This is a genomic window from Serratia sp. K-E0102, assembly GCF_029962625.1.
Classification (GTDB): domain Bacteria; phylum Pseudomonadota; class Gammaproteobacteria; order Enterobacterales; family Enterobacteriaceae; genus Serratia; species Serratia sarumanii.
The window spans coordinates 2690917-2703772 of record NZ_CP124754.1; the positions used below are offsets into that span (position 1 = coordinate 2690917).

11 protein-coding genes are annotated in these 12856 nt (G+C 61.1%); 8 read left to right on the top strand and 3 right to left on the bottom strand.

From position 1 onward, the window contains the following. Window positions 1-95 precede the first annotated feature (95 nt). A complete protein-coding gene (locus tag SSARUM2_RS12905) occupies window positions 96-581 on the top strand; it encodes a hypothetical protein (protein ID WP_033634651.1) in 486 nt (161 codons plus the stop codon). 33 nt (window positions 582-614) lie between these two features. Then, window positions 615-1010 carry a pyridoxamine 5'-phosphate oxidase family protein gene (locus SSARUM2_RS12910; protein ID WP_043147521.1) on the top strand — a complete coding sequence of 132 codons (396 nt, stop codon included), beginning with the start codon at window positions 615-617 and terminating at the stop codon, window positions 1008-1010. Between the two features lie 99 nt (window positions 1011-1109). Here SSARUM2_RS12910 and SSARUM2_RS12915 read toward each other — a convergent pair whose 3' ends face one another. Further along, on the bottom strand, window positions 1110-1520 hold the full coding sequence (locus SSARUM2_RS12915; RefSeq protein WP_033648426.1) for a hypothetical protein: 411 nt from the start codon (window positions 1518-1520) through the stop codon (window positions 1110-1112). Window positions 1521-1704: 184 nt separating this feature from the next. On the opposite strand from SSARUM2_RS12915, the gene folM reads away from it, so the two are divergent. The 4 genes from folM to SSARUM2_RS12935 all read left to right on the top strand — a co-directional run bounded on the left by folM (window position 1705) and on the right by SSARUM2_RS12935 (window position 6063). After that, on the top strand, window positions 1705-2427 hold the full coding sequence (folM, locus tag SSARUM2_RS12920) for a dihydromonapterin reductase (protein ID WP_033648427.1): 723 nt from the start codon (window positions 1705-1707) through the stop codon (window positions 2425-2427). Window positions 2428-2502: 75 nt separating this feature from the next. Continuing rightward, window positions 2503-3228: a two-component system response regulator RstA gene (rstA, locus tag SSARUM2_RS12925; RefSeq protein WP_033634655.1), complete on the top strand. Its 726-nt coding sequence runs from the start codon at window positions 2503-2505 to the stop codon at window positions 3226-3228. Further along, the gene (gene rstB, locus SSARUM2_RS12930) at window positions 3225-4529 is read left to right on the top strand and encodes a two-component system sensor histidine kinase RstB (protein WP_033648428.1); all 1305 of its coding nucleotides are present in this window, start codon (window positions 3225-3227) and stop codon (window positions 4527-4529) included. The genes rstA and rstB overlap by 4 nt, the downstream gene beginning before the upstream one ends. A 34-nt stretch (window positions 4530-4563) precedes the next feature. Continuing rightward, the gene (locus SSARUM2_RS12935; protein ID WP_043147523.1) at window positions 4564-6063 is read left to right on the top strand and encodes a carboxypeptidase M32; all 1500 of its coding nucleotides are present in this window, start codon (window positions 4564-4566) and stop codon (window positions 6061-6063) included. Between the two features lie 169 nt (window positions 6064-6232). Here SSARUM2_RS12935 and SSARUM2_RS12940 read toward each other — a convergent pair whose 3' ends face one another. Next, complete coding sequence (locus tag SSARUM2_RS12940; RefSeq protein ID WP_033648430.1) at window positions 6233-7138, bottom strand: alpha/beta hydrolase; 906 nt, start codon at window positions 7136-7138, stop codon at window positions 6233-6235. A 185-nt stretch (window positions 7139-7323) separates the two neighbouring features. On the opposite strand from SSARUM2_RS12940, the gene asr reads away from it, so the two are divergent. Both asr and SSARUM2_RS12950 read left to right on the top strand, forming a co-directional pair. Beyond that, window positions 7324-7599 (top strand): acid resistance repetitive basic protein Asr, encoded by a 276-nt coding sequence (gene asr / locus SSARUM2_RS12945; RefSeq protein WP_041035252.1) that lies wholly within the window; start codon window positions 7324-7326, stop codon window positions 7597-7599. Between the two features lie 293 nt (window positions 7600-7892). Then, window positions 7893-8705, top strand: coding sequence for a serine protease (locus SSARUM2_RS12950; protein WP_033634660.1), 813 nt, complete (start codon window positions 7893-7895; stop codon window positions 8703-8705). A gap of 96 nt (window positions 8706-8801) precedes the next feature. Here the strand turns inward: SSARUM2_RS12950 and hrpA are convergent, their stop codons facing one another. Next, window positions 8802-12689, bottom strand: coding sequence for an ATP-dependent RNA helicase HrpA (gene hrpA / locus SSARUM2_RS12955; RefSeq protein WP_072270124.1), 3888 nt, complete (start codon window positions 12687-12689; stop codon window positions 8802-8804). Window positions 12690-12856 lie beyond the last annotated feature (167 nt).

The window sequence follows — 12856 nt, forward strand, 5'->3', positions numbered from 1 at the left end:
CATTATCATCTGAGCGTTAACGGCAAGACGCGAGCGCCCCCTGCCGAGAGGCGTCAGGAGGCGGGTTTAGACCGGCTGAAAATGGAAGGCATTTCATGGCTGAAAAACTGCTGCACGCATTACCCTTGTTTACCGCCTGGGAAGCGCTGATCGCCGAGGGCAACACGGCATTCAATCAGCGGCGCGATCGCCTGGCGATGGCGCACTACCAGCAGGCGCTGGAGGCCGCTCAGGCGCTCGTCGCCGAGCGGCCCTGGCAAAACGCGGAATATACCGAACGGTTTGACGCACTGCATCTTTTCGAATCCGCCCTGGCCGCGCTGATCGTCACGTTCAACAACATCACCCATCTGCGCCTGCGGCAAAAGCCGCTTCGCGGCGTAGAACCCCACGTGCATCAGGCCCGGCTCGCCATCGAGCAACTGATGGACGACACCTCGCTGTGCGAACAGATGCAGCAGATCGCCGAACGGCACCTGCTGCGGTTCCGAATTGAAACGCTGCAGGCGCTGCGCGAGCACCGGCTGCCGGAAACCAGCGTCTGCGCGCCCGCGGCGAACCATTCCGCCACCGTGCATTAACAACGCCACCACGACCTGAGGGGTAATCTGCCAATGAATGAATTGAATGATGAGATGAAAAAGATGCTGGCCAAACAGCTGCCTGTGCAGGCGACCAGCAGCCCAAGCGGCATGCCCGATATCGGCCCCAAGCGCTCTTTGCGCCTGTATGACGACCGTACGCTGATTTACAACGAAAATACCGGCGGCCAGACGCTGCAAAATATCAGGGAAGGATCGAAAATGGCCGTCGTGGTTATCGATCGCGAGGCGCTGGACGGTTACCGCTTCGTCGGCACCCCGGAACTGTTCCTGGCGGGCAAGCCGTTTGACGATGCGCTGGCGTTTGCAGAAAAAAATGGAATGAAGCCGCCGAAATACGCAGTGCTGATTCATATAGACGGCATTTATACCCTACGCTCCGGCCCCAATGCCGGGACCCGGCTTTAAAGGCAGGCCGCTACGCGGCGCGGAATATCACGTTCATGGTTAGGCTATCGCGGCAAGTCAATTGCCTAACCATCAACGAGTGGCCGGGTTGATTCCCGGTCAGCTTTTAGGGGGAATGGTGACGGTCATGCGCTCACCCACCAGGGCGATCGCGATGCCTTCCGCGCACTCTTTCTGAATGGCCGCCAGCTGCTGCGCCTCCAGCTCATAGGGCAGCTGAATATCAAATACCGTCAGACCCTGCTGCTGCGCCAGGTCAATCAGGCGCACGATATTGGTTTCATCGCTGACCTGGGTTGACACCACCTGCAGCGCCAGCTCTTTCAACTGCTCTTTGCGCGTTTGTGACGTGGTCACGCGCGATTTCAACACCATGCCGAAGATCGGCATCACACCATAAATAGCATCAACAAAGCGCCAGTGCTTCCTGCACGATGCGGACAGAAAATCCATATAGTCGAAACAGATTTTCTCACTGCGCGCGATGGATGCAAGGTGATTGCTGTTCATCCCCTCATTCCTCTCATGGCCAGTGTTAACCCGTGGTCTTTCAAGCCGCCGCCGGGCGACAACCTGAAATGCATTGGGGATCTTACATCCAGAAATGGATAATCATGCGAAGCTTTAACGACTTTCCGCCGTATGATGGCATAATTCCCCTATTGTTTGCCAGTCTGTCCAGGAGCTTTAATCAATGGAACACCCCAACTCTGCCCCGGTGCTGATTACCGGCGGCGCGCGGCGCATCGGGCTGGCGCTCGCCAGAGCGTTTCTCCAGCGCGGCGTTCCCGTCATCATCGCCTATCGCAGCGAATATCCGGCGATGGCCGAGTTGAAAGCCTTGGGCGCCTGCTGCATTCAGGGCGACTTTTCCACGCACGAAGGCATCTACCGTTTCGCCGACCAGGTGCGGCAGGTGGCGCCCAAATTGCGCGCGGTGATCCACAACGCCAGCGCCTGGCAGGCAGAGTCGCCGCAGGTGCCGCCGGAACAGGTGATGGCGGCGATGCTGCAAATTCACGTCTATACGCCCTATTTGCTCAACCAACTGCTTGAAACCTGCCTGACCGGCCAGGGCCAGGCCGGCGCGGACATTATCCATCTCACCGACTACGTGGTGGAAAAAGGCAGCGACAAACATATCGCCTACGCCGCCAGCAAGGCCGCGCTGGACAATATGACCCGTTCGTTCGCCCGCAAGCTGGCGCCGGAGGTCAAGGTCAACGCCATTGCGCCGGCGCTGATCATCTTCAATCCTGGCGACGACGAGGCTTATCGCCAGCAGGCGCTGGCGAAATCGCTGATGAAGGTCGCGCCGGGCGAGAGCGAAGTGGTCAACCTGGTGAACTACCTGATGGAGAGCCGCTACGTCACCGGCCGCACCCACGGCGTCGACGGCGGCCGGCCGCTGCGCTGAGGCCAAGATCCGCATGGCGCATCGCCTCGGGCCGCGCTATGCTGAAATCCGCTTTTCTTATTAAAACACGGGCATATGCATAAAATTGTTTTTGTGGAAGACGATCCCGAAGTCGGCAAACTGATCGCCGCCTATCTGGGCAAACACGACATCGAGGTGTTGATCGAACCGCGCGGCGACAGCGCGCAGGCGCGCATCGCGCACGAGCAACCCGATTTGGTGCTGCTGGACATCATGCTGCCCGGCAAAGACGGCATGACGCTGTGCCGCGATCTGCGCCCCACCTTCCCCGGCCCGATCGTGCTGCTCACCTCGCTCGACAGCGACATGAACCATATCCTGTCGCTGGAGATGGGCGCCAACGACTATATCCTGAAAACCACGCCGCCGGCGGTGTTGCTGGCACGCCTGCGTTTGCACCTGCGCCAACACGGCCAACAGCCGAAAGAAGAGTCGGTTCAGCCGCTCACCCAGCACAACGCGCTGCATTTCGGGCTATTGTGCATCGATCCGGTCAACCGGCAGGTCACGCTGGGCGAAGAAACCGTCACGCTGTCCACCTCGGATTTCGATCTGCTGTGGGAGCTGGCGACCCACGCCGGGCAGATCATGGATCGCGAGGCGCTGCTGCAAAACCTGCGCGGCGTGAGCTATGACGGTATGGACCGCAGCATCGACGTGGCGATCTCCCGCCTGCGCCGCAAGCTGTACGACAATGCGCTGGAGCCGTTCCGTATCAAGACCGTGCGCAATAAAGGCTATCTGTTCGCCCCTAACGCCTGGGCATCGGTGCAACAATGAGAAAACTTTTCGTCCAGTTCTTCCTGTTGCTGTTCGTCTGTTTTCTGGTGATGGCGATGCTGGTCGGTCTGGTGTACAAGGTGACCGCCGAGCGCGCCGGCCGCCAGTCGATGGACGATCTGATGAAAAGTTCGCTGTACCTGATGCGCAGCGAGCTGCGCGAAATCCCGCTGAAGGACTGGAACAAGACCATCGCCACGCTGGATCTCAACCTGTCGTTCAAGCTGCATATCGAGCCGCTCGGCAAACAGGAGCTGAGCGAGGATCTGAAAAAACGGCTGCGGCTGGGGGAAATCATCGCCCTCGACGATCAGTACACCTTTATGCAGCGCATTCCGCGCAGCCACTATGTGTTGGTGGTCGGCCCCATTCCTTATCTGTTCTACCTGCATCAGATGCGCCTGCTGGATCTGGTGTTGCTGGTGTTTATCGGCATGTCGCTGGCGCTGCCGGTGTTTCTGTGGATGCGGCCGCACTGGCAAGACCTGCTCAAGCTGGAAAACGCCGCCCAGCGGCTCGGCGCCGGGCATCTGGATGAACGCACCCACTTCGATCCCACCTCCAGCCTGAGCCGGCTCGGCGTGGCGTTCAACCAGATGGCCGACAACGTCAATACCCTGATCGCCAGCAAGAAACAGCTAATCGACGGCATCGCGCACGAGCTGCGCACGCCGCTGGTGCGCCTGCGCTACCGGCTTGAAATGAGCGATAACCTGTCCGACAGCGAGCAGCAGGCGCTGAACCGCGATATCGGCCAGTTGGAGTCGCTGATCGACGAGCTGCTGACCTATGCCCGTCTGGATCGTCCGCAGGTTGCGTTAAACATTGAACCCATCGATCTGCCAAAGTGGCTCGAGGACAAGGTCGATGATATCCGCCTGATCCATCAGGATCGCGACATCCAGCTCGATATCCCGCACGTCGGCGACTTCGGCGGCGTCGATCTGCGCCTGATGGAGCGCGTGCTCGACAACCTGGTCAACAACGCGCTGCGCTATTCCGAACAGCGGCTGCGCGTTGGCCTGTGGTTTGACGGCGACCTCGCCTGCTTGCAGGTCGAGGATGACGGGCCGGGTATCCCGCCGGAAGAGCGCGAACGGGTGTTTGAACCTTTCGTCCGTCTCGATCCCAGCCGCGATCGCGCTACCGGCGGTTGCGGGCTGGGGCTGGCCATCGTCCATTCCATCGCCGTCGCCCACCAGGGACAGGTGTTCGTCGAAGGCAGTTCGCTCGGCGGCGCCAGCTTCCGTTTCTGCTGGCCGGTGAAGCCGACATTCAGTTTAAAAGCCGATCTGGCGTAATGCCGCCAGACCTTCTCATTGGAGCCGAATAATAATGACATCTGCACATTCCAACACGTCTGCTTACGATCACCTGCGCGCCCTGTTCAGCCGGCTGTCGCGTTTCGGCCACCTGTCCGCCATCGCCGGTTGGGACATGCAAACCATGATGCCGCCGGGCGGCAGCAAGGCGCGCTCCGAAGCGCTGGCCGAGCTGAGCGTGCTGCAGCACCAGATTTTAACGGCACAAAGCACCGGCGCGCTGTTGGATCGCGCGCAGCAAGAGACGCTGGACGAAATCGACCGCGCCAACCTGCGCGAAATGCGCCGCCAATATGAAGACGCCGTGCTGCTGCCGGCCGCGCTGGTCGAAGCCAAATCGCTGGCCGGCGCGCGCTGCGAACACGCCTGGCGTGCCCAGCGCCCGGCCAACGACTGGGACGGCTTCGCCGACAACCTGCGCGAAGTGGTCAAGCTCAGCCGGGAAGAAGCGCAGATCCGCGCGCAGGCGGCCGGCACCAGCCGTTACGACGCCCTGCTAAACCTGTATGAACCGGGCATGCGCAGCAGCGATCTCGACCGCATCTTCGGCGATTTGAAAACCTGGCTACCGGATCTGCTGCAGCGCGTGGTGGCCAAACAGGCTAACGAGCCCTGCCAGGCGCCGCAGGGTCCGTTCAATGTGGACACCCAGCGCCAGCTTAGCCTCAGCGTGATGAAGCTGCTCGGTTTCAACTTCGACAACGGCCGCGTCGACGTCAGCGCCCACCCGTTCTGCGGCGGCGTGCCGGAAGATGTGCGCATCACCACGCGTTACAACGAGAAAGAGTTTTTGACCGCGCTGCTCGGCATCGTGCACGAAACCGGCCACGCCCGCTACGAGCAGAACCTGCCGCGCGATCTGCTCGGCCAGCCGGTCGCCTTGGCTCGTTCCACCGCTATCCACGAATCGCAAAGCCTGCTGTTCGAAATGCAGCTGGCGCGCGGCAATGAATTCCTGAAGATCTTGCGTCCGTTGGTCACCGCGCAGTTTGGCGAACAGCCGGCGCTGGAAGAGGCCAACTTTATTCGCCTCAACCAGCGCGTTAAACCGGGCCTGATCCGCGTCGACGCCGACGAGGTGAGCTATCCTGCCCACGTCATCCTGCGCTACGAAATTGAAAAAGCGCTGATCGAAGGCGATATCGAGGTGGAAGACATTCCGGCGCTGTGGAATGAGAAGATGCAGGCTTATCTCGGCCTCGACACCATCGGCAACTACCGCAACGGCTGCATGCAGGATATTCACTGGACCGACGGCGCCTTCGGCTACTTCCCGACGTACACCCTCGGCGCGATGTACGCCGCGCAGCTGTTCCACAGCGTGCGTCAGGCCCTGCCTTCGCTGAGCGAAGATATCGCCGCCGGCAACCTGCAGCCGCTGTTCCACTGGTTGCAGCACAATATTTGGCGCCACGGCAGCCGTTTCCCGACCGAAACGCTGATCGCCAACGCGACCGGCGAAGCGCTCAACCCGCGCTACTTCCGTCAGCATTTGGAAACCCGCTACCTGTAATCTCTCCTGGCGCGGCCCCGGCCGCGCCCTTTTCCCGCCTGCATGACCGGATAATGTTTCATAGCGCGCATTCCTTGCCGACAACGCCTTGGCCACAGAGTGGCGGCTGGCTACTCACCAAAAGTATGTTGTAACTAAAATGGCAAAAAACGCCGGGCTTTCCGGCCTCTCATCCCAGCGCATGACGGGCGATCATCGCCGCCAGCTGCGGCCTCAATGGCGCGGGCAGGTCATGCCCCATGCCCGGCATGATATGCAATTTGGCGTTGGCGACCGCACGGGCGATCGCAACCCCACCCGCCTTGCGCACCAGCCGATCGCGATCGCCGTGAATAACCAGCGTCGGCGCGGCTATGCGCCGGCTATAACGACGCAGATCGCCGCTGCCGAGCAACGCGGAAAGTTGCCGCTGCATGCCTTCCGGATCCACGCCCCGCTTCAGCAACCGCGTCACCAGCGTATCCAGCTCCGCCTCCTCCGGCGGATAAAATCGGGTGCCGAGCGCGCGCAGGAAGGTTTTCATCCCCTCGTGGCGCTGCTGCAGCGTCAAATCGGCCGCAGGCCGGCGCACCAACAGCCATAGCAGCGAAGGGGCCGGCGGCGGTAACAGCGGTTGATTGGTGCTGGAGAACAAGATGCATAACGATGCGACGCGCTGCGGGTATTCGGCGGCCAGCACCTGGGCGATCATCCCCCCCATCGAAGCGCCCAGTACGTGAGCCTGCGGAATGCGTAAATGATCGAGCAGATGCGCCGCGTCCGCCGCCATGTCCGCCAGGGTATAAGGCACCGGCGTTTGCCAACCGAGCTGGGCGCGCAACATCAGCAGCCACAACGGCTGCGTACGTTGTGCCTGCGTTTTGCCGGAAAGGCCGACGTCTCGGTTGTCATAGCGGATCACCCGAAATCCCTTGGCCACCAGGGCGCGGCAGAAGTCGTCAGGCCACAGCAAAAGCTGTGCGCCGATCCCCATGATGAGCAGCAGCGGCGGGTGCGCCTCATCACCCCAGTCCTCATAGGCCAGCGGCACCTCGCCCTGTTCGGTCACGCCACAACGAATTGATATCTCGTTCATGTTAAATCCTTTTTGCCGTGCCTGGCGGTCATTATAACAGCAATCCCACTCCCCACCGCCGCCCTGTACATTAGGTTACATGCCGAAACCAATCACTCACGGAAAGGCGGACGCCGTTTGCCTACTATCATTTCAACGGCCCCGCAGTGGGGTTGATACCCAAAAGCCATATTGAGGATTCTGCGATGAAAAAAGTATTAGCTCTGGTTGTTGCCGCTGCAATGGGTCTGTCTTCCGTAGCTTTCGCTGCCGAGGCTGCCACCACCGCACCTGCGGCTAGCGCAACCACCGCCACCGCTACGCCGGCTAAAGCCCAGGTGAAACACCACGGCAAGAAAGCCCCGGTTCAGAAAGCTCAGGCGGCCAAAAAGCATCACAAAAAAGCCGGTGCGAAAGCCCCGGCCCAAAAAGCCCAGGCGGCTAAAAAACACCACAAGAAAGCCAGCCACAAAAAGGCGTAACAACGTGAGGGTCCCCTCACCGTTTCAGGCTTGACGTGTACGACACCCGGTTCGCCGGGTGTTTTTTCATCGGGGGTTCGCATTGATGCTGCGCCGCTACCTGTTCGAGATCGTTCTGACCGCCCTGATCCTTTGCGGACTGATCGCCGTCTTTTTTTACCTGTAGCCTGCCGCATCGCCGGCGGGAAATTATTGAAAAATCAATTATTGCCCATCCACACGGATGCTAAATCAGTCTATAGTTAGCATTCAGTGTGTTTATGGATGATCCGTATTTGTCAGGCAAGAGATCTATGCGCAAATCCGTTTTACTGTTGCTGTGCTCACTCCCGCTCATCGCTGCTCAGGCGGCACGCGCCGACGGCCCGTCCAAGGCCGAGCAAACGCGTCTGTTTTTCGGCAAAGATGAACGCATCAAGGTCACGGATACCACCGCCCAGCCCTGGCAGGCCATCGGCCAGGTCGAAACCGCCAGCGGCAATCTGTGTACCGCCACGCTGATCTCCCCACACCTGGCGTTGACCGCCGGCCACTGCGTGCTGGCGCCGCCGGGGCAACTGGATAAAGCCATCGCCCTGCGCTTCGTGGCGGGCGATAAATCCTGGCGGTATCAAACCGACAATATCGAAACTCTGGTCGACAGCAAGCTGGGCAAAAAGCTGAAGCCGGACGGCGATGGCTGGATCGTGCCGCCCGCCGCCGCCGCTTATGACTTTGCGCTGATCCGTCTGAAAGACAAAAAGCCGCTGCCGATCGCACCGTTGCCGCTGTGGCAAGGCGACAGCAAGGCGCTGACCCAGGCCCTGAAACAGGCCAAGCGGTTGATTACTCAGGCGGGTTACCCGGAGGATCATCTGGATGACCTCTACAGCCACCAAAACTGCAAGGTCACCGGCTGGGCCCAGCAAGGCGTACTGTCGCACCAGTGTGATACCCTGCCCGGCGACAGCGGCTCACCGCTGCTGTTGAAAACCGCCGACGGCTGGCAGTTGATCGCCATCCAAAGCTCGGCACCGGCGGCGAAAGATCGCTACCGCGCCGATAACCGCGCCCTGGCGGTGCCCGGCATCCGCGAAGCGCTGGACGCCCTGGCGGCAGGCAAGTAGCTCTCATAACGGCGCATCAAGCGCCGTTGCTGTTTCTCTGTTCTCTGAATTTCAACTTGCGCTGCGCCGGCCGTTTGCCGGCCGGCGCGCCCGAACTTAGCCCGAAAGCTGCTCGATAGTTTGCAGAATGCGCTTGTCGGAGATCGGGTACGGCGTGCCCAGCTGCTGCGCGAACAGGCTGACGCGCAGCTCTTCGATCATCCAGCGCACCGCTTTCACCTCTTCCTCCTGCTGTCGCTTCGGCGGCAGCTTGTTCAGCCACTGCTGCCACGCCTGCTGCACCTGCTCAACCCGCAGCATCTGCGCGCGATCGCGATGCGGATCGATGGCCAGTTTTTCCAATCGGCGTTCGATCGCCTGCAGGTAGCGCAGCGTGTCCGGCAGGCGTTTCCAGCCGTTGCCGGTGACGAAACCGCGGTAGACCAGGCCGCCGAGCTGGGTTTTGATGTCTGACAACGCCAGCGCCAACGACATATCCACCCGGCCTTTCAGCCGTTTGTTGATGTTGAAGACCGCCGTCAGGATCTGCTCAACCTGCCTGGCCACCTCGACGACCGTGTCGTTCAGCTCGGCGCGGATCTGCTCCTGCAGGCGCGCAAAGCCTTCCTCTTGCCAGACCGGGCCGCCGTGTTCGGCGATCAGCTTGTCGATACCGCACGAAATGCAATCGTCAATCAGCTCCAACACCTTGCCGTACGGGTTGAAGTAGAGCCCCAGCTTGGCCTTGTTCGGCAGCTTTTCATGCAGGTATTTGATCGGCGAAGGAATATTCAACAACAGCAGGCGGCGCGTGCCCTGCCACATCGCCTGTTGCTGCTCGCTTTCGCTGTCGAACAGGCGGATCGCCACGCTGTCCTTTTCATCCACCAACGCCGGGTAAGCCTTCATCGAATAGCCGCCGCGCTTCTGCTCGTAAAACGCCGGCAGTTGGCCAAAGCTCCAGACATGCAGATTGCTCTGCTCCAGCCCATCGTCGGCCACCGCCGACAACGTCTCCTGCACCTTCTCTTTCAGCTGCAGGCGCAACGCGGCCAGGTCTTTGCCTTCGCGCAGCGTCTGGTTTTTCTCGCCCACCACGCGGAAGGTCATCTTCAGGTGATCGGGCACCTGATCCCACTGCCAATCATCACGTGACACGGTCACGCCAGTCATGCGCCGCAGCTCGCGCTCCAGCGCGTCCAGCAGCGGCAATTCCAGCGCAGTGACGCGGCCAAGGAACGCCTCGGCGTAGTTCGGCGCCGGCACGAAGTTGCGGCGCACCGGTTTCGGCAACGATTTGATCAGCGCAATCACCAGCTCGCGGCGAATGCCGGGGATCTGCCATTCGAAGCCCTGCTCCTCCACCTGGTTGAGGATCGGCAGCGGAATGTGCACCGTCACGCCGTCGGCGTCGGTGCCCGGTTCAAACTGGTAGCTCAGCCGCAGCTTGAGGTTGCCCTGATGCCAAAAGTTCGGGTAATCGAGCGCGCTGATCTTGTTGGCGCCGTCCTTAATCAGCATCTCTTTTTCGAAGTTCAGCAGATCCGGCTGCTGTTTGGCCGCGCTCTTCCACCAGCTGTCGAAATGACGGCCGGAAACCACGTCGTTGGGGAGACGGCGATCGTAGAAGCCGAACAGCGTTTCGTCATCCACCAGAATGTCGCGGCGGCGTGATTTATGCTCCAGCTCCTCCACTTCGGCGCGCAGCTTTTGGTTGTCGCGGAAGAAGGCGTGGCGCGTCTGCCAGTCGCCCTCCACCAGCGCATGGCGAATAAACAGCTCACGGCACAGCAGCGGATCGATGGAGCCGTAGTTGACCTGGCGCGCCGCGACGATCGGCAGGCCGAACAGCGTGACCTTTTCGCTGGCCATCACCGCCCCCTGCGACTTCGACCAGTGCGGTTCGCTGTAGCTGTGTTTCACCAGGTGCTGAGCCAGCGGCTCGATCCATTCCGGTTCGATGCGCGCGGCGATGCGCCCCCACAGGCGGCTGGTTTCCACCAGCTCGGCCACCATAGTCCACTTCGGCGGCTTCTTGAACAGGCCGGAGCCGGGGAAGATGGAGAAGCGGGCGTTGCGTGCGCCGGTGTATTCCTGCTTGTCCGCATCCTTCTGGCCAATGTGCGACAGCAGGCCGGTCAGCAGCGCGGTGTGCACGCTGCGGTAGTCGGAAGGCGTGCTGTTGATCGGCAGCCCCAGCTCTTTCACCACCTGGCGCAGCTGGGTGTAGATATCCTGCCACTCGCGCACCCGCAGGTAGTTGAGGAAATCGTTGCGGCACAGCCGGCGGAACTGGCTGGAGGAGTTCGCCTTTTGCTGCTCCTGCAGATAATCCCACAGGTTGACGAACGCCAGGAAGTCGGAGTCCTTGTCCGCGAAGCGGCGGTGTTTTTCATCCGAGGCCTGCTGCTTGTCCATCGGGCGCTCACGCGGATCCTGAATCGACAGCGCGGCGGTGATGATCATCACCTCGCGCACGCTGCCGCTCTTCTGCGCTTCCAGCACCATGCGCGCCAGACGCGGGTCGATCGGCAACTGCGCCAGCTGGCGGCCCTGCGGCGTCAGCTGATAGTGGCCGTTGTCGGCGGTGGCGATCGCCCCCAGCTCTTCCAGCAGGCGCACGCCATCCTGAATGTTGCGCTTGTCCGGTGCCTCGACGAACGGAAACGCGGCGATGTCGCCCAGCCCCAGCGAGGTCATCTGCAGAATGACCGACGCCAGGTTGGTGCGCAGAATTTCCGGATCGGTAAACGCCGGCCGCGACAGGAAATCCTGCTCGGAGTACAGACGGATGCACACCCCTTCCGACACGCGGCCGCAGCGCCCTTTACGCTGGTTGGCAGAGGCCTGCGACACCGGTTCGATCGGCAGGCGCTGCACCTTGGTGCGGAAACTGTAGCGGCTGATGCGCGCGGTGCCCGGATCGATAACGTACTTGATGCCCGGCACCGTCAGCGAGGTTTCCGCCACGTTGGTGGCCAGCACGATGCGGCGGCCGTGGTGCGACTGGAACACCCGGTTCTGCTCGCTGTTCGACAGGCGCGCATACAGCGGCAGCACCTCGGTGTGCGGCAGATTGAGGCGGTTCAGGGCGTCGGCGGTATCGCGGATCTCGCGCTCGCCGCTCATGAAGATCAGAATGTCGCCCGGCCCTTCGCGGCCAAGCTCGTCCACCGCATCGAAAATCGCCTGCAGCTGGTCGCGATCGGTATCGTCGCCGTCGTCGACCACCGGGCGGTAGCGCACCTCCACCGGGTAAGTGCGGCCGGAAACCTCGATGATTGGCGCATTGTTGAAATGGCGCGAGAAGCGCTGCGGATCGATGGTCGCCGAGGTGATGATCACCTTGAGATCCGGGCGCTTCGGCAGCAGTTCGCGCAGGTAGCCGAGAATAAAGTCGATGTTGAGGCTGCGCTCGTGCGCTTCATCGATGATCAGCGTGTCGTACTGCATCAGCAGGCGGTCCTGCTGAATTTCCGCCAGCAAGATACCGTCGGTCATCAGCTTGACCAGGGTATTTTCTCCTACCTGATCGTTGAAGCGCACCTTGTAGCCGACGCTGCCGCCGAGCGGGGTTTCCAGCTCGTCGGCGATGCGGTTGGCGACGGTGCGCGCCGCCAGGCGGCGCGGCTGGGTATGGCCGATCAGCCCTTTCACCCCGCGCCCCAGTTCCAGGCAAATCTTCGGCAGCTGGGTGGTTTTCCCCGAGCCGGTCTCCCCGGCGACAATCACCACCTGGTGATCGCGGACGGCGTTTAATATGTCCTGCTTTTTTTGGCTGACCGGCAGGCTTTCCGGATAGGTAATGCGCGGGCAAGACGCGGCGCGCTCCTGCACTTTTTGCCGCGCCGCCGCGATGTCGCTTTCTACTTCGGCGGCCACCGCCAACTGGGCATCGGGATTTTTGATTTTTCGTGCGCCCTGCAGGCGACGACGCAGACGTTGTTGATCGCGGAGCATCAGCTCACCCAGTTGGGCTGACAGTGCCTCGAGCGGAGATTTCACGTTCGGTGTTCCTTGTTTCTTCGCCGCCAAGGCCAGGCTTGGCAACGGTTTGATGTTTTTTTAGCGATTTTTTTGCTTTAGCCGCACAGCCTATCACAAACGGCTTTCTCCCCCTACTTCCACGAGTAAAGCCTCGCCATGTCATTCAATAAAATCGAACGAAGATC